17 protein-coding genes, 2 tRNA genes and 5 pseudogenes are annotated in these 22,798 nt (G+C 56.3%); 17 read left to right on the plus strand and 7 right to left on the minus strand.

Annotated elements, in window-relative coordinates:
- The first annotated feature begins 47 nt into the window (after positions 1–47).
- From HP062_RS06395 to HP062_RS06430, 8 genes are all read left to right on the plus strand, one after another.
- Positions 48–1,112, plus strand: a complete 1,065-nt coding sequence (locus tag HP062_RS06395; RefSeq protein WP_172791092.1) for a nitronate monooxygenase family protein — start codon at positions 48–50, stop codon at positions 1,110–1,112.
- 145 nt (positions 1,113–1,257) lie between these two features.
- On the plus strand, positions 1,258–2,025 hold the full coding sequence (modA, locus tag HP062_RS06400; RefSeq protein WP_256666105.1) for a molybdate ABC transporter substrate-binding protein: 768 nt from the start codon (positions 1,258–1,260) through the stop codon (positions 2,023–2,025).
- Positions 2,026–2,706 carry a molybdate ABC transporter permease subunit gene (modB, locus tag HP062_RS06405; RefSeq protein ID WP_077747734.1) on the plus strand — a complete coding sequence of 227 codons (681 nt, stop codon included), beginning with the start codon at positions 2,026–2,028 and terminating at the stop codon, positions 2,704–2,706. It abuts the gene before it with no gap.
- Between the two features lie 3 nt (positions 2,707–2,709).
- Positions 2,710–3,789 (plus strand): molybdenum ABC transporter ATP-binding protein, encoded by a 1,080-nt coding sequence (modC, locus tag HP062_RS06410; protein ID WP_172791093.1) that lies wholly within the window; start codon positions 2,710–2,712, stop codon positions 3,787–3,789.
- Between the two features lie 78 nt (positions 3,790–3,867).
- Positions 3,868–4,908 (plus strand): DNA topoisomerase IB, encoded by a 1,041-nt coding sequence (locus HP062_RS06415; RefSeq protein WP_010460743.1) that lies wholly within the window; start codon positions 3,868–3,870, stop codon positions 4,906–4,908.
- A gap of 72 nt (positions 4,909–4,980) precedes the next feature.
- Positions 4,981–5,202: a hypothetical protein gene (locus HP062_RS06420; protein ID WP_010460745.1), complete on the plus strand. Its 222-nt coding sequence runs from the start codon at positions 4,981–4,983 to the stop codon at positions 5,200–5,202.
- Positions 5,203–5,317: 115 nt separating this feature from the next.
- The gene (locus tag HP062_RS06425) at positions 5,318–5,548 is read left to right on the plus strand and encodes a hypothetical protein (protein ID WP_010460746.1); all 231 of its coding nucleotides are present in this window, start codon (positions 5,318–5,320) and stop codon (positions 5,546–5,548) included.
- 303 nt (positions 5,549–5,851) lie between these two features.
- Positions 5,852–6,136: a hypothetical protein gene (locus HP062_RS06430; protein WP_010460748.1), complete on the plus strand. Its 285-nt coding sequence runs from the start codon at positions 5,852–5,854 to the stop codon at positions 6,134–6,136.
- Between the two features lie 107 nt (positions 6,137–6,243).
- Here the strand turns inward: HP062_RS06430 and HP062_RS06435 are convergent, their stop codons facing one another.
- The gene (locus HP062_RS06435; protein ID WP_077747730.1) at positions 6,244–6,963 is read right to left on the minus strand and encodes a TetR/AcrR family transcriptional regulator; all 720 of its coding nucleotides are present in this window, start codon (positions 6,961–6,963) and stop codon (positions 6,244–6,246) included.
- 155 nt (positions 6,964–7,118) lie between these two features.
- Between HP062_RS06435 and HP062_RS06440 the strand changes: the two genes are divergently transcribed.
- On the plus strand, positions 7,119–7,955 hold the full coding sequence (locus tag HP062_RS06440; protein ID WP_172791094.1) for an NAD(P)H-binding protein: 837 nt from the start codon (positions 7,119–7,121) through the stop codon (positions 7,953–7,955).
- Between the two features lie 86 nt (positions 7,956–8,041).
- On the opposite strand, the gene HP062_RS06445 is transcribed toward HP062_RS06440, so the two are convergent.
- Positions 8,042–8,128, minus strand: a tRNA-Leu gene (locus HP062_RS06445).
- Between the two features lie 162 nt (positions 8,129–8,290).
- Positions 8,291–8,364 (minus strand) — tRNA-Cys (locus tag HP062_RS06450).
- A 413-nt stretch (positions 8,365–8,777) separates the two neighbouring features.
- Between HP062_RS06450 and HP062_RS06455 the strand changes: the two genes are divergently transcribed.
- The 3 genes and pseudogenes from HP062_RS06455 (at position 8,778) to HP062_RS06465 (ending at position 13,280) form a co-directional block, all read left to right on the plus strand.
- On the plus strand, positions 8,778–10,373 hold the full coding sequence (locus HP062_RS06455; protein WP_172791095.1) for a lactate dehydrogenase: 1,596 nt from the start codon (positions 8,778–8,780) through the stop codon (positions 10,371–10,373).
- 126 nt (positions 10,374–10,499) lie between these two features.
- Positions 10,500–10,754, plus strand: a pseudogene (locus HP062_RS06460) (methyl-accepting chemotaxis protein); the annotation flags it as partial.
- A 328-nt stretch (positions 10,755–11,082) separates the two neighbouring features.
- A pseudogene (locus HP062_RS06465) lies at positions 11,083–13,280 on the plus strand (LTA synthase family protein).
- A 10-nt stretch (positions 13,281–13,290) separates the two neighbouring features.
- Here the strand turns inward: HP062_RS06465 and HP062_RS06470 are convergent.
- A pseudogene (locus HP062_RS06470) lies at positions 13,291–14,052 on the minus strand (sensor histidine kinase); the annotation flags it as partial.
- A gap of 1,083 nt (positions 14,053–15,135) precedes the next feature.
- On the opposite strand from HP062_RS06470, the gene dctP reads away from it, so the two are divergent.
- The 3 genes from dctP (at position 15,136) to dctM (ending at position 18,111) form a co-directional block, all read left to right on the plus strand.
- Positions 15,136–16,131 (plus strand): C4-dicarboxylate TRAP substrate-binding protein DctP, encoded by a 996-nt coding sequence (gene dctP, locus HP062_RS06475; protein WP_010460763.1) that lies wholly within the window; start codon positions 15,136–15,138, stop codon positions 16,129–16,131.
- A 67-nt stretch (positions 16,132–16,198) separates the two neighbouring features.
- A complete protein-coding gene (locus HP062_RS06480; RefSeq protein WP_172791096.1) occupies positions 16,199–16,831 on the plus strand; it encodes a TRAP transporter small permease in 633 nt (210 codons plus the stop codon).
- Positions 16,828–18,111, plus strand: coding sequence for a C4-dicarboxylate TRAP transporter large permease protein DctM (dctM, locus tag HP062_RS06485; protein WP_010460767.1), 1,284 nt, complete (start codon positions 16,828–16,830; stop codon positions 18,109–18,111). The genes HP062_RS06480 and dctM overlap by 4 nt, the downstream gene beginning before the upstream one ends.
- Positions 18,112–18,181: 70 nt before the next feature.
- Here dctM and HP062_RS06490 read toward each other — a convergent pair.
- The 3 genes and pseudogenes from HP062_RS06490 to HP062_RS06500 form a co-directional block, all read right to left on the minus strand.
- Positions 18,182–18,579 (minus strand): annotated as a pseudogene (locus HP062_RS06490) (DUF1850 domain-containing protein).
- Positions 18,576–20,602, minus strand: a pseudogene (locus tag HP062_RS06495) (TRAP transporter permease). Before HP062_RS06495 ends, HP062_RS06490 begins: the two co-directional pseudogenes overlap by 4 nt.
- A gap of 81 nt (positions 20,603–20,683) precedes the next feature.
- The gene (locus tag HP062_RS06500) at positions 20,684–21,637 is read right to left on the minus strand and encodes a TAXI family TRAP transporter solute-binding subunit (protein WP_102594149.1); all 954 of its coding nucleotides are present in this window, start codon (positions 21,635–21,637) and stop codon (positions 20,684–20,686) included.
- A gap of 28 nt (positions 21,638–21,665) precedes the next feature.
- Here HP062_RS06500 and HP062_RS06505 point away from each other — a divergent pair, with 28 nt between their 5' ends.
- A complete protein-coding gene (locus HP062_RS06505; RefSeq protein WP_256666108.1) occupies positions 21,666–21,956 on the plus strand; it encodes a cbb3-type cytochrome c oxidase subunit I in 291 nt (96 codons plus the stop codon).
- Between the two features lie 167 nt (positions 21,957–22,123).
- Entirely contained in the window at positions 22,124–22,762 is a 639-nt protein-coding gene (locus HP062_RS06510; protein WP_256666109.1) for a sensor histidine kinase, read from the plus strand.
- The last annotated feature ends 36 nt before the right edge of the window (positions 22,763–22,798 follow it).

A 22,798-nucleotide genomic window follows, 5' to 3' on the forward strand; every position in this document is an offset into this window, starting at 1 on the left:
ACCATTGCTGGTAAAAAACCGGTTCTATCCGCCGGAGAATCATTGAAATGAGCCAATGGCCAGACACCCGTATTCTTGACCTGCTCGGCATCGAACTGCCGATCATCCAGGCTCCTATGGCCGGCGCTACCGGCTCGGCCATGGTTATCGCCGCGAGTAACGCTGGCGGCCTGGGCTCGATGCCCGCGGCGATGCTGAGCATCGAGCAGTTGTGCGAAGAGCTGAAGACGATCCGCCAACAGAGCCAGCGTCCGTTCAATATCAACTATTTTTGCCATCAGACCCCGGCCGCCGATGAGCAACGGGCTCGGGAATGGAAAAACCTGCTGGAACCGTATTATCGGGAACTGGGCGTCGATTTCGAGGCCCCAACACCGGTATCCAATCGCGCGCCGTTCGATAACGCCGCCTGCGAAGTGCTCGAAGAATTCCGTCCCGAAGTCGTGAGTTTTCACTTCGGCCTGCCGGAACAATCACTGCTGGATCGGGTAAAAGCCACCGGGGCGAAAATTCTTTCCTCGGCGACCACCGTCGAAGAAGCCGTCTGGCTGGAACAACATGGCTGCGACGCGATCATCGCCATGGGCTACGAGGCAGGCGGACATCGGGGAATGTTCCTCAGCGATGACTTGAGCAGTCAGGTCGGCACATTCGCCCTCGTGCCTCAGGTCGTCGATGCGGTGAAAGTGCCGGTGATTGCAGCGGGTGGGATCAGTGATGCGCGGGGGGTGGCGGCAGCTTTTCTGTTGGGCGCTTCGGCGGTGCAGGTGGGGACGGCTTACCTGTTCACGCCGGAGGCCAAGGTCAGCGCGTCTCACCACAAGGCGCTGCGCACGGCCAAGGAAAGCGAGACGGCGGTGACCAATCTTTTCACCGGCCGCCCAGCACGAGGAATTCTCAATCGGGTGATGCGCGAACTCGGCCCCATGAGCGATAAAGCCCCGGCCTTCCCGTTGGCCGGTGGTGCGTTGATGCCGTTGCGGGCCAAGGGCGAAGCGGATTTCAGCAATCTCTGGGCTGGGCAGGCATTCACGTTGGGCGTTGAAGTGAGTACGGCAGAGCTGACTCGGCGTTTGGCGGAGGAAGGTTTGGCCAAGTTGCTCCGTCGCTGAAGCACGCTGCTGTAGCCTGCTGCTCCAGGATCACGCAATTTCACAGACTCGGCTCCAACACATTCCGTTTGCGGGCATTACGCTATATATTTCGATATATAGCGTTTCGCCCCCTCGTTGCGTTCGCCTATCACGGAGCCGTTTCATGCCCATGCGTGCCTCACGTTTTGCCCCGACCTGCCTCGCAAGCCTGCTCGCCGTCTTCGCGTTCGGCTCCGCTCAGGCAGGCGAAGTCCAGGTGGCCGTCGCCGCCAACTTCACCGCGCCGATCCAGGCCATCGCCGCCGATTTCGAAAAAGACACCGGGCATAAACTGGTCACCTCCGTTGGTGCAACCGGTCAGTTCTACGCCCAGATCAAGAATGGCGCGCCGTTCGAAGTGTTCCTCTCTGCCGACGACACCACCCCGCAAAAACTCGAAGCTGAAGGCGACACCGTCAAGGGTTCGCGCTTCACCTACGCCGTAGGCACGCTGGCACTGTGGTCAGCCAAGGAGGATTACGTCGATGCCAAGGGCGATGTGTTGAAAAGGAACGAATACAAGCACCTTTCCATCGCCAACCCGAAAGCCGCGCCTTATGGCCTTGCCGCCACTCAGGTGCTGGCCAAACTGGGCCTGACCGACAAGGTCAAAGACAAGCTCGTTGAAGGCCAGAACATCACCCAGGCCTATCAGTTCGTTTCCACCGGCAACGCTGAACTCGGCTTCGTGGCCTTGTCGCAGATCTACAAAGACGGCAAAGTCACCGGCGGTTCGGCCTGGATCGTCCCGGCCGACATGCACGACCCGATCAAACAAGACGCGGTGATCCTCAACAAGGGCAAGGAAAACCCGGCCGCCAAGGCACTGGCTGACTACCTCAAGGGGCCGAAAGCCGCCGCTATTATCAAGTCCTACGGTTACCAACTCTAAATGACGCTGACGAGTGCCGACTTTTCCGCCATCTGGCTGACCCTGAAACTGGCGTCCCTGACGACGGTTATCCTGTTGATCATCGGCACTCCGATTGCGTTATGGCTGTCGCGCACACGCTCGTGGTTGCGCGGCCCGGTCGGGGCAATTGTCGCCCTGCCCCTGGTCCTGCCGCCCACGGTGATTGGCTTTTATTTGTTGTTGGCGCTCGGCCCTAACGGTTTTGTCGGCCAATTCACCCAGTCATTGGGGCTCGGCACGCTCACATTCAGTTTTGCGGGACTGGTGATCGGTTCGGTGCTGTACTCGATGCCGTTCGTGGTCCAGCCGCTGCAAAACGCCTTTTCCGCCATTGGCACCCGCCCGCTAGAAGTGGCCGCCACCTTGCGCGCCAATCCATGGGACACCTTTTTCAGCGTGATTCTGCCGCTGGCTCGCCCCGGCTTCATCACCGCGGCCATTCTCGGTTTCGCCCACACTGTCGGCGAGTTCGGCGTGGTGCTGATGATCGGCGGCAACATTCCCGACAAGACCCGCGTGGTCTCGGTGCAGATCTACGATCACGTTGAAGCCATGGAATATGCCCAGGCCCATTGGCTCGCCGGGGCAATGCTGGTGTTCTCCTTTGCCGTATTGCTGGCGCTCTATTCCAGCCGTAAAACCAAAGCGGGCTGGAGCTGATCGATGATTCATATGCGCCTTAAACTGACTTATTCAGGATTCGCCCTGGAGGTGGATCTGCAATTGCCCGGCCGCGGAGTGACGGCACTTTACGGCCATTCCGGGTCAGGCAAGACCACGTGCCTGCGCTGTATCGCCGGTCTGGAGCAGGCCGAACACGGCTTTATTCAGGTCAACGATGAAGTCTGGCAGGACAGTGACAAGAAGATTTTCGTACCGCCGCATAAACGTGCGCTGGGGTATGTTTTTCAGGAGGCCAGCCTGTTTCCTCACCTTTCGGTGCTGGCCAATCTGGAGTTCGGGCTGAAGCGCATCCCCAGGCAGCAACGCCGGGTTGACATGGCGCATGCCACTGAACTGTTGGGCATTGGTCATCTGCTGGACCGCCATCCGCAGCACCTGTCCGGAGGCGAACGGCAACGAATCGGCATCGCCCGCGCGCTGCTCACCAGCCCCAAACTGTTGCTGATGGACGAACCGCTGGCGGCGCTGGATAGCCAGCGCAAAAACGAAATCCTGCCTTATCTGCAACGCCTGCACGATGAACTCGATATCCCGGTGCTGTACGTCAGCCACTCACAGGATGAGGTCGCCCGACTGGCCGACCACATCGTCCTGCTCAGCGAGGGCAAGGCGTTGGCCAGCGGACCAATCGGTGAAACCCTGGCGCGTCTCGATTTGCCCCTGGCGCTGGGCGACGATGCGGGCGTGGTGATTGAAGGCCATGTCAGCGCCTATGACCCGCACTATCAGTTGCTGACGCTGCAGCTGCCCGATACCGACCTGAGCATTCGCGTGGCGCACGCTCCGATGACCCAAGGCCAGGCGCTGCGTTGCAAGGTCCAGGCGAGGGATGTCAGCCTGAGCCTGCAAGGCGTCGAGCACAGCAGCATCCTCAATCGCTTGCCGGTGACGGTGATCAGCGAAATCGGCGCCGATAACGCCGCCCACGTGCTGATCCGCCTGAATGCGGCCGGCACACCGCTGCTGGCACGCATCACCCGCTACTCCCGGGACCAACTGGGCGTGCACCCCGGCCAGCAACTCTGGGCGCAGATCAAAGCGGTGGCCGTGCTGGCGTAAATTCGTCGGCACCACGGCGAATGGACGCGGTCAATGGCTGTACAGGCCCCCTGACTTCGTTGCCAAGGATTTTTTGCCATGCCCGATACCGCGCTGCCCGATGTGCTGCCACCCGACCTGCACTACGTCGACGACACGCAGCCTGGAATCACCCGCAAACGCTTGCGCGGCAAATTCTGCTACTTCGATCCTGCGGGCCAGCGCATTACCGATCCCGACGAAATCAAGCGCCTCAACGCCCTTGCCGTGCCGCCGGCCTATACCAATGTGTGGATCTGCGCCGACCCACGTGGTCATTTGCAAGCCACCGGCCGTGACGCTCGCGGTCGCAAGCAATACCGTTATCACGCGCGTTGGCGCGAAGTGCGCGATGCCGATAAATACTCACGCCTGCGGGACTTTGGCCTGGCACTGCCGAAGCTGCGCAAACAGCTTGAAACGCTGCTGGACGCTCCGGGTTTCAGCCGAGATAAAGTCATGGCCACCGTGATTACCTTGCTCGATGCGACGCTGATCCGGGTCGGCAACACGCAATACGCCCGGGAAAATCGCTCCTATGGCCTGACCACCCTGCGCAGCCGTCACGTCGAGGTCAACGGCAGCGCGATCCTGTTCCAGTTTCGCGGCAAGAGTGGTGTCGAGCATCAGATCACCGTGAAAGACCGACGCCTGGCGCGAATTATCAAGCGCTGCCTGGAGATTCCCGGGCAAGACCTTTTCCAATACCTGGACGAAAATGGCGAGCGACACACCGTCAGCTCCTCAGATGTCAATGCCTACCTGCAAACCCTCACCGGCGCCGACTTCACGGCCAAGGATTATCGAACATGGGCCGGGAGCGTCCTGGCGTTGTCGGTGCTGCGTGAGTTGCAGTGGGAGCCTGAGTCGGACGCGAAACGGCATGTGGTCGAGATGGTCAAGAACGTTGCCAGGCAACTCGGTAACACCCCGGCCGTGTGCCGCAAGTGCTACATCCACCCGGCGGTGCTCGAAGGTTTTATGCTCGGCGCCTTGGCCCAACTGCCGCGGCCGAGACTGCGTAAAGGTCTCAGGGCAGAAGAAGTCGGGCTCGCCATGTATCTGGAGAAAATGATCGCTGAGGCAGAATCGACGAAATGACCCGTCCATTTTTTGCACGATTGCAAAGAACTTCTATAGTTGATGTGGACATGAATCAGCTGCGGTGACGCCATGGAAGACATTTTCGTTGTGAAGCGTTGCAACAAGATCATCATTCATGGCCGCCGGGCCGGAGAATCCGGCCACCCGCCACCCGACGCCGCCGTCTGGTATCGCATTGAAGATACCCGCACCCGTGGCTTTATCGGTGACGGCTTTGATCTTGAAGAAGATGCCCAACGTGAATGCCGGCAGCTCAATACCAGGTCACAAGTGACGGCCCGACAAGCCTGAAGTCCGGGTCTATACTGAAATCAGCTGAAGGACCAGCGACCCCATCGGCAGAAAGCTCGCACCCAGCGGGCTTTTTGCTGCTATTTGTCAGGTTTCTTGAACGGAGGTGTTTGCCATGTCCGAAAAAGAGTCCATCACCACCCTGCTTACCCTGCTCGACTCCCGCCAGGCTCGACTTGCCGCTGCGTGCAAGGAGATTGCCGATTGGGTAGACCATCAAGGAGGGCATCCGACAGCCCTCAGAATTCGTGACCGCCTGAACGACATTGAAAAAGACGCGCCACTGATTCGAAACACCCTGTCTTCGTTAAAACCTGTCGACCCGCCTCTTCCGCGGTTCAGATGATTCGATCTGGGCGCGCGATTCAAGAACAGGGCCTGATCCAGGACGTGTGAACGGCGACTTCATCGTCAGTGCGTCCGTGCCTGTCTGATTATCTTTCTCTCCACACCCTACCTGGCCTGACGCCGGGATTTTTTGTGACTTCTTTTCACGTAACGTTCACAACATACACCCTACAGTGGGTTCACTCCTTTGATGAACCCCTGGCCTGCCCGCATGCAGGCCATTTTTTTGCCCGCTGGGCAGCCAACGAACGTCTTCATTAGCTGGAGGTCAAACAGTCACACGTCACGAAGGAGACGTCCCATGGTCACTCACTTCAAAGTCAGCGGGCATCTGGCCTGCGGTCACAAAGGCAGCAATCTCACATCAACCAGCGAATTGACCCGCGTAAAGTGCAGAAGCTGCCGCAACACCGACGCGTTCAAGGACGCGCGCAAAGCCGAACGTAACGCAGCACGCCGTGCTGCGCGTAAGGCCAAAGTCACTCACACCGCCAATGACTGGCGCGCCGCCTGGGTACAACGGTTGACCGCCATGGCCGGATTGCAAAGGTTACCCCGTGGTTTTACCGGCCAGCCTTTCGTTTAAAAACTGCGCCAGGAAAGATCTCATGCGGGAGAGAACCTGCTCGCGATGAGGGCAGCACATTCAACATTGATGTGACTGACCTTCAACCATCGCGAGCCGGCTCGCTCTCACCGGGGGATTGGCCCTGACAGGTCTGTTGATGAGTCGCACGTGTTCAAGTTCGCCGGCTCCATGATTTCAGCGAGCGACATGCGCTTGAAGGCTTCAAACAACCGCCGGCCCTCTTCGGGCGCACAAGAAATGGCCAGTCGCATAGTCGCTTCACCTAGCTGCCAGATCAGAAAGGCAGAATCAGCAACCCGCTGCGCATCGCTGCCTGGAAACACACGCAGCATCGCATCGGCCAGCAAGCCGCCCGCCACACGACTCTCCTCCAGCTCCAACGCCAGCAACTGCTTGTCTGCCTGCATGCCTGACCAAATATCACGCATCGCAGGTTCGGCCTGAACGATCTCGTAATACTGATCCAGCAGGTCCGAATAGGCATCCGCCAACCCTTGCGCATCTTGCACCGTCACCAGCGCCTCTTCGATACAACGACGGCTTGCCGCGTTATAGCGCTCGGCCAGTGTGCGAATGACCGAGCTCTTGTCAGGGAAGTACTGATAAAGCGATCCGATCGAGATCTCCGAGCATTCGGCAATTTCGCTCATTTTTACCTGGTCGCTGCCCTTGGTTGCGATCAGTTGCGTCGCCACCGCTAGGATTCGCTCCTGCCGCTCGCGACTGCGTTGTTGCGTGGGATTGCGGCGGGTCGGCTCCGTAACAGGTTGCTCGAGCCCGGTGGCAGCTTTCTTTGGCACTGGCGTGATTCCGATCAATAACATGACAAGCACTCACCTTAGCACCACCCGCGAACGCCCCCAAGTGGTTGCATCCGTATGTCGGTTTCCTCTTTAACATTGGTTGACGGTAGAACATGAGCGTTTATCATCTTCTTAACGTGAGCATTACTCACATTAACCCGATGGAGATGAACGCGATGAAAACCACTCAGGACACCCTCCTCGTTCTCGGTGCGACCGGTAAAACAGGGCGCAGGATCACCCAGCATCTCCAGGCCGCGGGATTGCCCGTGCGCTTGGGTTCTCGCGGCGCTAATCCTCCCTTTGACTGGGAAAATCGACGGACCTGGGATGCGGCGCTTGATGGTGTTCACGCTGTTTACATTTCCTATCAACCGGACCTCGCCATTCCGGGTGCCCTCGATACTATCCAGGCGTTTACCAACCTGGCCGTCAAACGTGGCGTCGGCAAATTGGTTCTGCTGTCCGGACGTGGCGAGGTTGAAGCGGAACAAGCCGAACGCGTCATTCAAAACAGCGGTGTCGACTGGACGATCCTGCGGGCCAGCTGGTTCTTCCAGAACTTCAGTGAGGCGCATTTTCTGGAGCCCATTCTTGAAGGAGAACTGGCCCTTCCCGTCGGTAATATCGCGGAGCCCTTCGTCGATGTGGAGGACATTGCCGAAATTGCAGTCCAGGCACTGACCCAACCGGGGCATTCACGCCAACTCTATGAATTGACCGGGCCACGGGCACTGACTTTTGCCCAAGCGGTCGATGAGATTGCTCAAGGGACCGGGCGCGAGATCAGTTTCGTCGCCGTACCGCCGGATGCATATCGTCAGGCACTGGAGCAGGCACAACTTCCTGCGCCGTTGATTGACCTGGTGCTTTATCTCTTCACCACGGTGCTCGACGGTCGCAACACGCCGTTAGCCAATGGCGTTCAGCGCGCACTTGGCCGGCCCGCGCGCGACTTCAGCGATTATGTTCGGCGCACCGCTGCTACAAAAATCTGGCAGAACCAGGTTTGAGGTTGACGAGGGTCATTTATCAAGAATTGCGGAGCAGAAACGACAAAGGCCTGCATGAGTTTCCTCATGCAGGCCTTTGATATGTATGGTGCCCGAAGCCGGAATCGAACCGGCACGCCCTTACGAGCGGGGGATTTTAAGTCCCATGCGTCTACCAGTTTCGCCATTCGGGCGGTAGCGCGGTGAAGCTGTCTGGCTTGTGCAACAGAGGACGAAATATATACATACCGCCCCGGTGAAGCAAGTTCGCAGATCCCCTTTTCAAGACAAAATCTTGCAAGGTTGCGCAAATAAAAAAGCTCCGTAAATCATAGATCTACGGAGCTTGTTTATAGTGGAGGCCGAGGTCGGAATCGAACCGGCGTAGGTGGATTTGCAATCCACTGCATAACCATTTTGCTACTCGGCCTCAAACATCTGATGTCATGTAGCGCAACATCAAATGTGTACAAACCTGGAACAGGAAACGAGCTTATGATTCACGCTCTATCTCCTTGAAAACATTGAGCTTTTTCAGCCGTCTGTGCTTTCGATGGCGTGAATTATGTACTCATTTCCTGAGGCTGGCAACCCCTTGATTTCAAAAAAAATTCTGGCAGCAAGTTTTGTTGGCCCCGGGTGTTTGTGCCCTTCCCTCTGATCGCCCGGGGATTGATGCACGATTCTACAGCCAGGCAACAAGAGACTGATCATAAGGTGACTGGCTTGGTATCTGATCCCTGCAAGGTTGTCGTTTTCCGGTAGTACCTCCGGGATCGGACCTCAAGTTGTCACTATCACCGCCGACTAGTGAGGTAGGAACTTAATGAGCATGGAGCTGCCGTGACCCTGATATCTTCAATCTCCGCCCCCCAGCCACTGGCAATCGCTAAAGTGGCGGCCACCGTGCCCATCGGCAATCCCATCGAATCAACAGCCGTCACTGATTCGCCCTCGTCGATAGTCACCTTGCTGCAAGATAACAAAGCCGTCGATGCACTGACGTATACCTCCCGGGGCGGGATAGCGCAGCTTGACGCACCGCTTTCCTGGGAATACACGCAGCATGACAAAGTGTCCTTGCACATGAGGGGCAATTTCGGAAGTTCGTCGACGGCCGGCCGGTTCCAAAATCTGGGCGCATCGCTGCTTTTGCAACTGGCTGAGACCAACAAGAACATTTCCCAGTCAGTCCTTCGCTCATCGACTGGAAGGCCTCTTGAAGCTGGCGAACTGGCGGCTGCCCAAGCCAAACTCCATAGTGGCATCGCAGATAACTCCATCAGCCTCACGCTGAATACAGCGAGTGGCAAAACTATCCAACTGACCCTCTCCAGTCAGGACAATGCGCTGGCGGTACAGGCGCAGGTCGAGGGTGGTGATCTCAGCAAAGAAGAACTTGCTGCGCTGGGCGCAATGGCAGATGGATTTGAGTCGGCCATTCAAGGGCTCACTGCGGTGCCTCCGCAACTCAAACTGGACACCTTGATTCAGTTCGACTCCAAGGTGTTTTCCTCGGTCGATCTGGTGACACGATTCAAGCTCAGCGATGACAGCACGCAGACCCTTGAGCTGCATGCCGATGCAAGCCAGCGCCGGGTAAGCATGAAGGACGCATCGGGCGATCTCAACATAGCCGTGGACTTGAAAAATGCTGCGATTCTGGGCAACAGCACTCAGAAGGCCAAGGCGCTTGAGGGGTACATCCGTCAAATAGAAGCGGCGCGCGACCGAGGCGACGGCGACCGACACCTGCTGTCGATGTTCGATAGTGCATTTAAGGCAGTTCACACAAATTACTCGGAAAGCCTCGCCGCAACCGTGCGGCAGCCCCCAGGCTCGAACTACCTGACAGACACCGACCGCAGCATGCTTACCGGCCTGGCCGATTTCAGTGCGACGGTCACCGAGAAGACTGTAAACGGCAATCCTGCGCGGCCTGCCGAACTTGATTCATTCAGCTATGACGTGTCCCAATCCACGCAATCCAAAGGTGCGAATCGGCTCAATCGCACGCTTGTTCAGGATCAGCAATCCCATCTGACAGCCCAGTACCATAAGCCTCTGCATGCCGGGCAAAAGCTGGAGCTGACGACGGACTCGGAATCGCAGAATTACCTGTACTACCAGATCAACGATCAGGCCAGCAGCACGAGCCGCATCGGTTATGCCGAAGGTGAGTTGGTCGAGGCTTCCATAAGCCATTCGGCAAGCCAGTCCACTCGCATTGCCAAATACGTAAAGGGGAATTTGGAAGAAGACAATTTGACGCCTGTCTCATCCTCGAAGACGCAGAATCTTCTCGTCGTTCTGCAACAGGCACTGCAGCAGGATAAGGCGGCGAATCTGGGACGAGGCAGGTCATTTCTCGAATACACCTTGGCCGCTATCCAGGACAAAGTAATGTTGGTCAGCGATCCGAGTGAAATCAAGGATTGACCCGTCAACCGAGCGAGAGAGAGTCACTCATACCAGGTCTGGGGCAGATTTATGACCTGCCCTTGTTATTACCGACGGCATGCACGATGAGCCAACTTGTTGAGCGGGGATGGTGCGGAGAAATTCCTGGCAAATGCCGCGGGTGATTCTTTAACACAGATAACCGAGCCTATTTCTCAGATCAACGAGCGAAATCTGGTCATTGCAAGCGCTTCGGAGTAACAGGCACAAGTATCTAGAGAGGTTGATCGTAATCTGGTTAATATCCGCGACCTGTCGACTCAGTCTGCAGCAGGTGCCAATCAAACCAGTGCGGCCAGTAATGAGTTGTCACGGCTGGCTGTTGATCTAAGTGGAATGGTGACTCGATTGATAGTTTAACCACAGAAAAATGCCAAAAGTGTGGCGATTTACAACGTTCTCGTCACCCGGCATTGTGATGCCGTGCGCACGTCCGCCCGCAATCGGACGGAACACGTTAAACAGCCTGAAACAGTTAATGTTCACGGCCATCACCCGGCATTAATATCCTTCATTCAGGGCTCTGGAACGGGGGTCAAGAGCTGAAGCTTTTAGCCGGCAGGCCAATATCCAGGCTACCCACCGTTTCAGTACCCCTCCCTCTATTCGAATTTCCCGAGCAGTCCTGCCATCGCTTGATACCATTCAGCACACTTGTATGAAGCTTTAATGTCTGGAAGGTCTTTTTGTGAACGTTATCCGTCACTGGTTACGACAACCCTATGCGCGCCTCGTCGCGCTGATCGGATTGGTCCTGATCTTGCCTCTATGCCTGCGTGCGGCACTGGGTTGGTCGAGTCCACTCGGCTACCTTTCAGATCTGGGAATTGCCAGTCTTCTCATCGTCACCCTGCAGCGTCGTCCCTGGTGGTTAGCGCTGCCGGTGTTGCTGGTTTGGGGAATTATGACGTTGGCGACTGCTGAACTCGTCAGCGCGGTCGGGAGGTTTCCAAACGCCACAGACCTGCAGTACTTGATTGACCCTCAATTTTTGGAAAACTCTAGCGGCGGTGGTTTCGCCCAGCCATGGCTGGCAGCCACCCTGTGCTTTGGACTGGCGATCTGGTTGATCACGCAGTGGATGGGCCGCTCCAAACCTATTCCGGCCTTACCACGTAGCGTGTGGGCAGCACCGTTGCTGCTGTTGATCGGCCACTGGGGCGCCCAGCACCTCTACCCCACCGACGAAGACCCCTGGCGCTTGTTCAACCTCCCGCATCAGTTACTGTCCGCGAGCGTTGGAGACGTTCAGTCAAGTGCTGAAGAATGGTTGGCAGGTGATGTTGTCGATGTCCCTCCAGAAATGGCGGGACTCACCCAACTCGATCTGGAAGGACAGAAACTGCTCGCCGCTCCCGGGCGGGCGCGGAATGTGTTGATCATCGCGCTGGAAGGTATTCCCGGCGCCTACGTGGGTGTTAATCGAGAAGCCTTGCACAGCAGCTATCAGGAAAATCTCATGCCCAATCTCAGTCAATGGGCAGAGCGCGGCATGAATACGCCGGACTACGTCCTTCACAGCCACCAAACCATTCGCGGTCTGTATGCAATGCTGTGTGGCGATTACGACAAACTGGACAACGGCACGCCGAAGGGGGTGGAAATGTTGACCCAGAGCGAACGCAATCAAGCGTGCCTGCCAGCCCAGTTACACCAGAACGGATTCGCCACGCACTATCTCCAGGGTGCGGGCCTGCGTTTCATGGCAAAAGACAAGATCATGCCGCACATCGGTTTCGATGCCACTCATGGACTGGAATGGTTCACCAACAGCAACTACCTGGAATTCCCTTGGGGCAAGGACGACAAGGCCTTCTTCGAAGGAGCCCTTGAGTACGTTGGCCAGCTGAAAAAACAGAAAAAACCGTGGATGCTGACGCTACTGACCGTTGGCACCCACCAGCCCTATTCGGCTCCTGAAGACTACCTGGAGCGCTACGACACACCCAAGCAGGCCGCCGTCGGGTATCTGGATGATGCGCTTGGGCAATTCCTCAACGGCCTGGAACGTCAGGGAATGTTGAAAGACACCCTGGTGGTGATCACCTCGGATGAATCCCACGGTATCGATGGAGTGCGCCTGGCGTCCTCTTGGGGCTTCAATCTAATGCTCGCGCCCGAGCAGGATCAGTTGCCCAAGGTGAAGTCCGGGGTCTACGGGCATGTCGATCTGAGTGCCTCGATACTTGACTATTTCGCCTTGCCCTTCCCCCAGCCTTGAGCGGTCGCTCCCTGTTTCGCGACTATGAAACGGGCCGCGAAATCATGTCGTACACCAACGACAAGCTGCGCTATCACAATGGTCAGGGCACCTTGACCGAGTGTGACTTTCAACAGCGCTGCCGGAATTACGCCAGCCCAGGCTTCATCGCGGAACATGCGACCTTGACTGGTCAGTACGGAGGCAAGCGCGCCCGTCAAATCGCAGCCAGAGCGACGGCGCTGGATCATTCGCTGCTGCGCACACCCTTGAACCAGCACTACCAGTTCGGCAGTTCCGCCATCATCCCTCTTCAGACAGCGATCAAGGATGACTGGGCCGATAACCTCATTGGTGCGCAGTACCTGGAAATGCCAAAGGGCTCACTCACTCGCGTGCGTCTGACCGTGCGCTCGGTAGATCCACAACAGGATGCCTACATTCTGCTCAAGGCCAAGGAGCGGGAACAGGATGTCCCATTGGGCCTCCCCGCAGAAATGATTGTCACTGCGGATCAGCCATTGGAGATGCACTTCAGTTTCGACAATCCGCAGCCGCGCAAGGCGTTCTCTTTTCACTTGCTGGGCTACGGGTTGGGGGCCGTTGAGGTGAGTGACTTCAGTGTAATTACTGAGTTACCGGGGCAGGACGACCTACCCACGAATATCGACAAGGCAGAGGGCTAGTCGCGACCGATCAGGCAGGCGTATGAGGCGGCAGAGAGAATTGAATCATCGCTCCCCGGGGCTGATTCGAACTTGTCCATAATCGACCGCCATGCGCCTCTATGATCGAATGGCAGATTGAAAGCCCCATGCCCAGGCCGGTCGCCTTGGTCGCATAGAAAGCGGTGAACACCCGCTCGGCTTCACCTGCAGCGAACCCTGGGCCGCTGTCGCTCACCTGCACCAGCACGCTGCCCTGCTCTTCCATCTCGGCGTTGATCTGTAACTGTCTCTCGCCGCCGTTGACGCGGCTCATTGCCTCTAAAGCGTTAAGAATCAAATTCAGCAACACCTGCTGCAGTTCTACACGATCGCCGTGTACTAACGGCAAATCTTGCGCGATGCCTGTATGCACCGAGGCACCGTTACTGGTTGCCTGACTGCGAGTGAATTCGACCATTTCGCCGATGATTTTCGCGATGTCTACGGGTCCCTTTTGTGGCGGGGCCTTGCGGATATGCCCCCGGATCCGATCCAGAACCTCGGCCGCGCGATGAGCATCCTTAATCACGTTGTCGAGTACCTGTTTTATCTCGCCAAGATTAGGTGGCTGGGCGCCCATCCAACGCAGCGCAGCGTGAGCCCCCATAACGGTGGCGACAATAGGCTGGCTGACTTCATGGGCTATCGAAGCTGCCAGTTGGCCCATCGTCGCGACACGGTTAGCGTGCGCCAACTCCACCTGGACATTGCGATAACGCTGTTCGCTTTGACGAGCGTTTTCTTGCGACTGGGCATTTGCTCAATGAGCGGCCCTCATAAAGATTCGGCGCTCCTATCGCCTCATTGAACCATGACAATTCACAGCGTTTGTATAATTTCGCCATACAAAGGCACTGCGCACAATTGCAGCTGTCACCTTCGTTATCGAAGCGCTTAGACAAGCCGAGTAATTATTCTTAGGTGTTACCTGGTCACACTAAGAGGTTAGTCAGGCAACCGATCGTAGAAGCCATTAAATGCTATTTTCAGCGGACAATAAATCTGTTCCGTGGAGGGATGTCTTAGCCCATATATTTGCATTGGAGAAAACGCTATAAAATTTCTGCCCATGCTATTGGCTATTGGCTATTGGCTATTGGCTATTGGCTATTGTTGCGATAGCGAATTTTGGATTCGCTGGTCCGCCTAGCTGGATTGCGAAAGATACTGTGTTTTCGGGCCCTGACAGCGATACTCGACTGCGCGCGAACACATGGTCGACCAGCGCGGATGGGACGGAAGGTTGTTCGAGTCCTGTACGGGATATCAGCGCCGACAGTACTAGCGGCAATACTATTAGATTTGTTGCATAAGGCGCCGACCACATACCTGAACATCTCAGTCTGATCATCGATATCGCGTCGCCCTCTCTCGCCGATGATGCCAAGCGTGAAATGATCAAAGCCACCAAGCGCCTCTCGGTGAGAGCGCTGGGCTTATCAATACCGCATAAGATTGACGAATCGATACTGAAAGGCGAGAACGTGCAACTTGAAGTGGGCAGTGGCGTCGTGACGATCACCCGTACTAACCGGGCCCAGGGGGCGTATCAGTTGACGTTGACCATGCGATAAACGCCGGATAACAACGCTGAAATCACCGAAGCCGATTAAACACGACACGCCGCTAACCCTTAGCGCATTTACGCCAAGCGTTAATATTGTAAGAGAGTGTTTCCGAAGGCGGCCCCCCTCTTACAGACAAGATTTCTAACTACATTCAGTCATCGCCTTTCAAATGGCGGTTTTCTGCCTAGACTTGCTCTTGTCCGCCGTGCGCATGCTTTTCAGAGCATGGAATCGCACGAAAAACTAAAACAAGAGGAATTCCCCCCATGTTCAAACCCATGTGGAAAGCACTCGCCTGCGCCCTTGCCCTTGGCACCATGAGCACGGTCATGGCTGCTGATCCGGTGATTATAAAATTCTCCCACGTCGTTGCAGAGCAGACTCCCAAAGGCCAAGGCGCCCTGCTGTTCAAGAAACTGGTGGAAGAACGCTTGCCCGGCAAGGTCAAAGTAGAGGTCTACCCCAACTCTTCGTTGTTTGGCGATGGCAAAGAGATGGAAGCCTTACTGCTCGGGGACGTACAGATGATTGCACCGTCGCTGGCCAAGTTCGAGCACTACACCAAGACCGTTCAACTGTTCGACCTGCCTTTCCTGTTTGATGACATCTCTGCCGTTGACCGCTTTCAGCTGAGCCCGCAGGGCCAGGGACTGCTCAAGTCAATGGAAGACAAAAACATCACAGGACTGGCCTATTGGCACAACGGGATGAAACAACTGTCCGCGAACAAAGCGCTCCGAGTGCCGGGTGATGCCCGTGGGTTGAAGTTCCGGGTGCAGGCCTCTGCCGTGCTAGAGGAACAGTTCAAGGTCATACGCGCCAATCCACGCAAGATGAGCTTCGCCGAGGTTTATCAAGGCTTGCAGACCGGTGTTGTCAACGGAGCGGAGAATCCTTACTCGAACATCTACAGTCAGAAAATGCATGAAGTACAGAAGTACATCACCGAATCCAACCACGGTGTACTGGACTACATGCTGATCACCAACACCAAATTCTGGAATGGTTTATCGCCAGAGCTTCGTGGCGAGCTGGACAAGATCCTCGTCGAAGTCACCGCCCATGTGAACAAAGAGGCCGAGCAGCTGAATCAGAACGCCAAGCAGAGCATCATTGCGGCCAAGACCACCGAGATCATCATCCTGACACCTGAGCAGCGCGACCAATGGCGCGTTGCGATGAAGCCCGTGTGGAAGAAGTTCGAAGGCGATATCGGCGCCGAGCTGATCACCGCGGCTGAAGCTGCCAACCAGGCCCAATGATCGGTGGACGACAGGTGTTGCCGCCTTGGCAGCACCTGCCTGCCATCCGCTACAGGAGATGCTATCCATGAATGCTCTTCGGCGCATCTGGGAACACTTCGAGGAAGGCTTCATCGTCTTCCTTCTGGCGGCCATGACGTTGGTAACATTCGTCTACGTTGTCCTCAACAACCTCTACACCCTGTTCTACCGTCTCGCCGAGAGCTGGGAAAGCGCCAGCGAATCGCTGTTCGCCATCGGCGACGGCGTCATGGGTATGGCGCAAGCCATGACCTGGAGCACCTCACTGACCAAGGCCCTGTTTGGCTGGCTGATATTTTTCGGGCTGTCGTACGGCGTGCGCACCGCAGGCCATATCGGCGTCGACGCCCTGGTCAAGTTGGCCAGTAAACCGGTGCAACGGTTCATTGGCATCATCGCCTGCCTTTTCTGCCTGACTTATGCCGGGCTGCTCAGCATCGCCAGTTTTGGCTGGATCCAGACCCTGATGATTGCCCAAATTGGCGCCGAAGACCTGGGCCAGTACGGGATCATGCAATGGCACATCGGGTTGATCGTCCCCGTAGGGTTCGCCTTGGTTTTCATCCGTTTCGCTGAAATTCTCGTGCGCATCCTGCAAAACAGGCAGACCGGCCTGGGCCTGGCTGATGAAGCCGCAGATGCGTTGAAGCTGACCGAACACGAGGATGACAAGTCATGACCATTGCCTTCCTCTTTGCATCATTGTTCGTGCTGATGTTGATCGGCGTTCCCATTGCTATCTCCCTCGGGTTGGCAGGCTCACTGACCATCGTTTTTTTCAGCCCGGACTCCGTGCGCTCACTGGCGATCAAACTGTTCGAAACGTCGGAGCACTACACGCTGCTGGCCATCCCGTTCTTTCTGCTCGCGGGGGCCTTCATGACCACCGGTGGCGTCGCTCGGCGGCTGATTGATTTTGCCAATGCCTGTGTCGGTCATATTCGTGGTGGTCTGGCTATCGCTGCCGTGTTGGCGTGCATGTTGTTCGCTGCCCTTTCAGGATCGAGCCCAGCCACTGTGGCGGCGGTGGGTTCAATTGCCATTGCCGGCATGGTCCGCTCCGGTTATCCGCAGGCCTTCGGCGCGGGGATCGTGTGTAACGCGGGGACGCTGGGCATCCTGATTCCACCCTCGATCGTCATGGTGGTCTACGCCGCCGCGACCGAAACGTCTGTCGGCAAACTGTTCATGGCGGGCGTGTTACCAGGCCTGCTGCTGGGGTTGGCGCTGATGGTGGCGATCTACATCGTCGCCGTGAAGAAAAAGCTGCCCGCCATGCCGCGCGCGACGTTCCGTGAATGGCTTGGCACGGCACGCAAGGCGATCTGGGGTCTACTGCTGATGTTCATCATCCTGGGAGGTATCTACTCCGGGATGTTTACCCCCACCGAAGCTGCGGCGGTGGCGGCCGTGTACTCGGCCTTCATCGCCTTGTTCGTCTACAAAGACCTGACGTTCCGCGAAACGCCAAAGGTCCTGCTGGACTCGGCCAAGCTGAGCATCATGCTGATGTTCATTATTGCCAACGCCATGCTCTTCGCGCACGTTTTGACCACCGAGCAACTACCGCAACAGATCACCGTGTGGGTGATAGAGGCGGGTCTGACACCGATGATGTTCCTGCTGGTGGTGAACATTGTGCTGTTGATTGCGGGGGCCTTTATGGAACCTTCGGCCATCATCCTGATCCTGGCACCGATCCTCTTCCCCATCGCCATGAAGCTGGGTATCGATCCCATTCACCTGGGCATCATTATGGTGGTGAATCTGGAGATCGGCTTGATCACGCCGCCCGTGGGTCTGAACCTGTTCGTGACCTCTGCTGTGACGGGTATGACACTGCCGGCAACCATCAGAGCCGCCATGCCTTGGCTGATGATACTGTTCCTGTTCCTGATCCTGATTACCTACGTGCCTTGGATCTCCCTGGCTTTACCAAACTGGCTGGGCATGAGCTGATGCCTCCCCTGTCCGGGTACTGGACGTTCGTATCCGGACAGGGCTTTCACGTTTGTGCTACCCCGGCCACTTAGTGTTGTCCTGAGTCCGTCCAGCAACTCCATAGATCCACTGAGGCCGGGTTGCTGACGGGTGGCCCTAGCCACTCGCTCATCTCATGACATTGCTGTTGGAAGCATAACTGGTAGTCACCTGCTTGCGGGGTGCGTCCCAGACTCAGAGGCTGCAAAGGCGGCAGGTGACGTTGAAAGTGCCAACTGCCTTTTTCCAACCTGGCCTCCGGGGAATCTCCATACCCGCGCCATTCCCTTTGACCCTGGCCTCGGTGAGCACAAGTCCCTGCTCCGAGACTCGGTAGTCTTCTTCCCAACGAATTTTTTCAATTGAGTGGTTCCAAGCCAGTGTAAAGCTTGAAACAGGGAGTTGGGCCCAGGCGACGCCGGCCAAACCCAGGCACAAGCCAATCATGCGATGGCCGGTCTGACACGACGAGATCGCCAGACATGCTGAAGTATTATCAACACACCCAGCACGAAACCGATTTCGTCAGTCAACGGCAGCGCAACGACCAACAAAGCACCTGCGGCGAAACTCAATACACGCTCCCAAATCGGCATCTTCTGTTGCAGATAACCTGTGGACGCCATTCCCCAGAGGCCAACGGCCAACACTGTCTTCACCAACATATAAGCCGTCATCCACAAATTGTCGCCTTGCATCATGAGCGCAGGGTTGTAGACCGCCATGAACGGAATGACAAAGCCAGCCAATGCAATACGAACCGCCCACAGACTGATCTTGAATCCTGTTTCCTTGGCGATGGGCGCTGCGGCAAAGCATGCCAAGGCAACCGGTGGCGTAAGGTCTGCAAGAATTCCGAAATAGAAAACGAACATGTGCGACACGATCAGCGGCACACCCAACTCAAGCAGAGCAGGTGCTGCAATCGAACTGGTAATGATGTAGTTGGGAATCGTCGGGATACCCATGCCCAACACAAGGCAGGTAATCATCGTCAGTATGAGTGACAACAACAAATTATCCCTGCCGATGGCCAGTATGTAACCAGCGAAAGTCGAGGCTATCCCCGTCAATGACACTACGCCGATGATGATTCCCACTAGCGCGCAAGCAATCCCGACCGGTACAGCATGGCGAGCACCTTCGACTAACGCATGCAGGCAAATACTCAGGGTTGCTCGGCCTCCCTGAATGAACCAGCAGATGACCACTAACGTGGCGATCACCGCAAAGATCACGCTAATACCCAACTGGAAAAAACCGACGCAGAGGACACCAAGCGCGATCCAGAACGCACACCGCAACGCGAAACTGGACACCCGAAGAATGATTGCCGAACCGAGAATAACGATGGCTGTTAGCGCCAGACCCACCATTCCGGAGAACAGCGGAGTACGTCCGGAAAACAGCAGGTAGACCAGGACAAAAAGCGGAATCAGCAAATACCAGCTTTCCTTTACCGCACCCCATGCGCTGGGGCATTGGTCTTTGGGTAATCCCTTAAGGTCGGAGCGTTTTGCCTCAAGGTGAACCATCCAGAACACCGAACCGAAATACAGGATGGCTGGAATTAACGCAGCTTTGGCGATCTCTACAAACGGGACATTAATTGTTTCCGCCATAATAAACGCGACAGCCCCCATCACAGGCGGCATCAGTTGGCTGCCCATGCTCGAAGTCGCCTCTACGCCACCAGCAAATGCTGCCTTGTAGCCGAAGCGCTTCATCAATGGAATCGTGAACTGCCCGGTTGTGACAACGTTCGCAATGCCTGAGCCTGTGATCGTCCCCATCAAAGCCGATGACGCGACCGATACTTTTGCCGGCCCCCGAGTTTGTGGCCAAACAATCCCATCGCGAAGTCAGTGAACAATTTGATCATTCCCGCCTGTTCGAGGAAGGACCCGAACAAAATGAACAGGAAAATATAGGTAGCGGAAACGTAAGTTGGTGTGCCGTAGAGACCTTCGGTGCCGAATGACAACTGGTTGACGATTTGATCGAATCCGTAGCCTCGATGAGCCAGGTCGCCTGGCAGGTATTCACCCAATAGACCGTAGGCCAGAAACAAACCACAGATGACAGGCAAAGCGATCCCCATCACCCGACGCGCCGCCTCAAACACCAAGGCGATCAATACCAGCCCAACCACCATGTCAGCTGTAGTCAGGTCACCTGAACGCTGGATCAAATCCGCCTCGAAGAACCATTGATACAAAGCAGTGGTAATCCCCGCGAGGCTCAATATCCAGGCCAGCGGCTGCCAAGGACGTGCTCTGCCATACGCCGGGTAACTCAGAAACACCACCCACAACAGGAAACCAACGTGCACCGCGCGCAGCACCTGGCTGGAAACAGGCGCAAACGCAGCGGTAACAATCTGGAAAACAGAAAACAACAACGCCACGTAGAACAGCGTCTTAGGCCAGTCGCGTGGGTTGGCGGCGATGCCATGATGATCTTCGCTCATTGGGTACCTGCCTCAAAACTACATAGAAGGGTACGAACCGCTCTATCGCTCTAGCGACCATCCCCGTGGCGCATTTTTGGATTACAGCGCTCCAGCTTCCTTGTAGTAGCGCTCGGCACCGGGGTGAAGTGGAATGGGTAGATTCCTGGCAGCATTTTGCAACTTGATGTCCTTGGCGGCTGAGTGAGAATTACCCAGGCGAGTGAGGTTTTCGAACATCAGCTTGGTCATCTGGTAGGCAACATCCTCTGAGACGTCCTCGCGTGTCACAAAAATATTAGTGATCGCCACAGTAGGCACTGGCTCAGGTTGTCCGTCATAGGTGTTGGCTGGAATTTGTGCAGGCTGATAAGCGGCATTGCCGATTTTCGTAACCACATCAGGAGGGATCGCGACGTAGTTCAATGGCATGGTTGAGGAAAGGTCGCGGATGGCAGCCATGCCTAACCCCGAGGACTGAAGCGTGGCATCTAACTGACGGTTTTTGATCAGCTCTACCGACTCCGCGAAGGGTAGGTATTGGACTTTGCTCATGTCTTCGTACGTCAATCCCGCCGCTTTGAAAATCGCACGTGCGTTCAGTTCGGTACCGGACTTCGGGGCGCCGACGGAGATGGTTTTCCCTTTCAAATCCGCCAAGGTTTTGATGCCGGACTCTTTATTCGCAACAATTTGAATGTAGTTCGGATAGGCGCCTGCAATTGCTCGCAACTTTGTCAGCGGGGCCTTGAATCCGGCATCTTCCACTCCGTTTTTTGCATCAGCCACAGAGTCCCCAAGCGCCAGAGCGAGCTCCCCACGACCAGCTTGTAAAAGGTTGAGATTTTCCACCGAGGCTTTGGTCGCCTGGACGGAAGTCTTCGCCCCCGGTATCCCATCGCTGTATATCTGTGACAGCCCAACCCCAATGGGGTAATAAACCCCGCTAGTCCCACCGGTAAGAATATTTATGAACACAGGTGCGGCGTTAGCTGCGCACGAGACTGTCAACGCAGCGGTGGCCGCAAAGAGGCTAAAGCGACTGGTTACTCGCATGGAAAACTCTCCGTCTTGTTATGGCTTTATGCAGAGTCTTACCACTGTAGTCGAAACCAACGACTTGAGTGGGAAACTGAGTTGGCCTGGGGAAAACGGGCGTCTGCGCGACCGCGCCCCGTGGATGGAACGCGTGCGCTGGCCATTACAGTTTTTCGTGGCCTGCACCTTCTGGAACATGCTCGGTGCCGGAGTCTTCGGTTTCCTGATCAACCCGCCAATCGCGCTGTTCTACATACAAGGTTTGAACACCACCCCGCTACATGCCCACGCTGCCCTGTTCGGTGTCTATGGCTTCCTGGCGCTGGGGTTTGGCTAGTTGATCCTGCGCTACATTCGCCCCGACCTGCGGTTCAACAATCGCCACTATCTCCGTCATCAATCTTTTGATTGACTCGGATCTCTCGCATGCCGTGCTCTACATCACCCTGCTGTTCATGTCGGCGCATGTTTTTTCGATCTGGATAGTGACCATCGACCAATGAATTGCGCCGCAATCAGGCTTTTCTGACCGGGGCGCAACGTTCGATGCGCGCCAGTGACGCCATCACTGGCATCCGTGCGTTGTCGAAGAAGTGCGTCCCACAACGTCAACATCATGCCTTCGACAAAATCGTGACTGACACTCTGCTGCTGGTTCAGCATGAGATGAGTCATAAACACATCAAACAGCATTTGTTGCTGGATGCCGCCGACGCTCGCATCAATGGCGATCGCGTGCAGTTGCAACAAGTCATCATCAATCTCGTCATGAACGCCTGCCAGGCCATGGGCAATCTGAGTGAAGGAGCGCGCTCGCTGAACATTTGCACGAGGGTTGAGCGCAACGAAGTGATCATTGAAGTCAATGACAGCGGCGAAGGCATTGATGTCGCCGATTTGCCGTTACTGTTCAACCCGTTCTATACCACCAAGGCTGAAGGGCTGGGCATGGGGCTGTCTATTTGCCGCTCGATCATCGAATTTCATGACGGCAGGATCTGGGCCACGAGTATCAAGGGACAAGGCGCTACGTTTATGTGCGCCTTGCCACTGCTCTTGCCAGAACCGCCCGTCTTGAACCCGGCCCAGGACACCGACACTGACACCCAGTGGTCGACGGATTTGGGCGTCAGTTTCGGTTGAAACTGAGGCGAACAAGCGGTGCTGGCCGCCACCTTT

This window comes from Pseudomonas sp. B14-6 (genome assembly GCF_013260315.1).
GTDB lineage: Bacteria > Pseudomonadota > Gammaproteobacteria > Pseudomonadales > Pseudomonadaceae > Aquipseudomonas > Aquipseudomonas mandelii.

Coding starts and splice junctions, on each gene's coding strand:
- HP062_RS06395 (WP_172791092.1), top strand. CDS start 48: ATGAGCCAATGGCCAGACACCCGTATTCTTGACCTGCTCGGCATCGAA.
- modA (WP_256666105.1), top strand. CDS start 1,258: ATGCCCATGCGTGCCTCACGTTTTGCCCCGACCTGCCTCGCAAGCCTG.
- modB (WP_077747734.1), top strand. CDS start 2,026: ATGACGCTGACGAGTGCCGACTTTTCCGCCATCTGGCTGACCCTGAAA.
- modC (WP_172791093.1), top strand. CDS start 2,710: ATGATTCATATGCGCCTTAAACTGACTTATTCAGGATTCGCCCTGGAG.
- HP062_RS06415 (WP_010460743.1), top strand. CDS start 3,868: ATGCCCGATACCGCGCTGCCCGATGTGCTGCCACCCGACCTGCACTAC.
- HP062_RS06420 (WP_010460745.1), top strand. CDS start 4,981: ATGGAAGACATTTTCGTTGTGAAGCGTTGCAACAAGATCATCATTCAT.
- HP062_RS06425 (WP_010460746.1), top strand. CDS start 5,318: ATGTCCGAAAAAGAGTCCATCACCACCCTGCTTACCCTGCTCGACTCC.
- HP062_RS06430 (WP_010460748.1), top strand. CDS start 5,852: ATGGTCACTCACTTCAAAGTCAGCGGGCATCTGGCCTGCGGTCACAAA.
- HP062_RS06435 (WP_077747730.1), bottom strand. CDS start 6,963: ATGTTATTGATCGGAATCACGCCAGTGCCAAAGAAAGCTGCCACCGGG.
- HP062_RS06440 (WP_172791094.1), top strand. CDS start 7,119: ATGAAAACCACTCAGGACACCCTCCTCGTTCTCGGTGCGACCGGTAAA.
- dctP (WP_010460763.1), top strand. CDS start 15,136: ATGTTCAAACCCATGTGGAAAGCACTCGCCTGCGCCCTTGCCCTTGGC.
- HP062_RS06480 (WP_172791096.1), top strand. CDS start 16,199: ATGAATGCTCTTCGGCGCATCTGGGAACACTTCGAGGAAGGCTTCATC.
- dctM (WP_010460767.1), top strand. CDS start 16,828: ATGACCATTGCCTTCCTCTTTGCATCATTGTTCGTGCTGATGTTGATC.
- HP062_RS06500 (WP_102594149.1), bottom strand. CDS start 21,637: ATGCGAGTAACCAGTCGCTTTAGCCTCTTTGCGGCCACCGCTGCGTTG.
- HP062_RS06505 (WP_256666108.1), top strand. CDS start 21,666: ATGCAGAGTCTTACCACTGTAGTCGAAACCAACGACTTGAGTGGGAAA.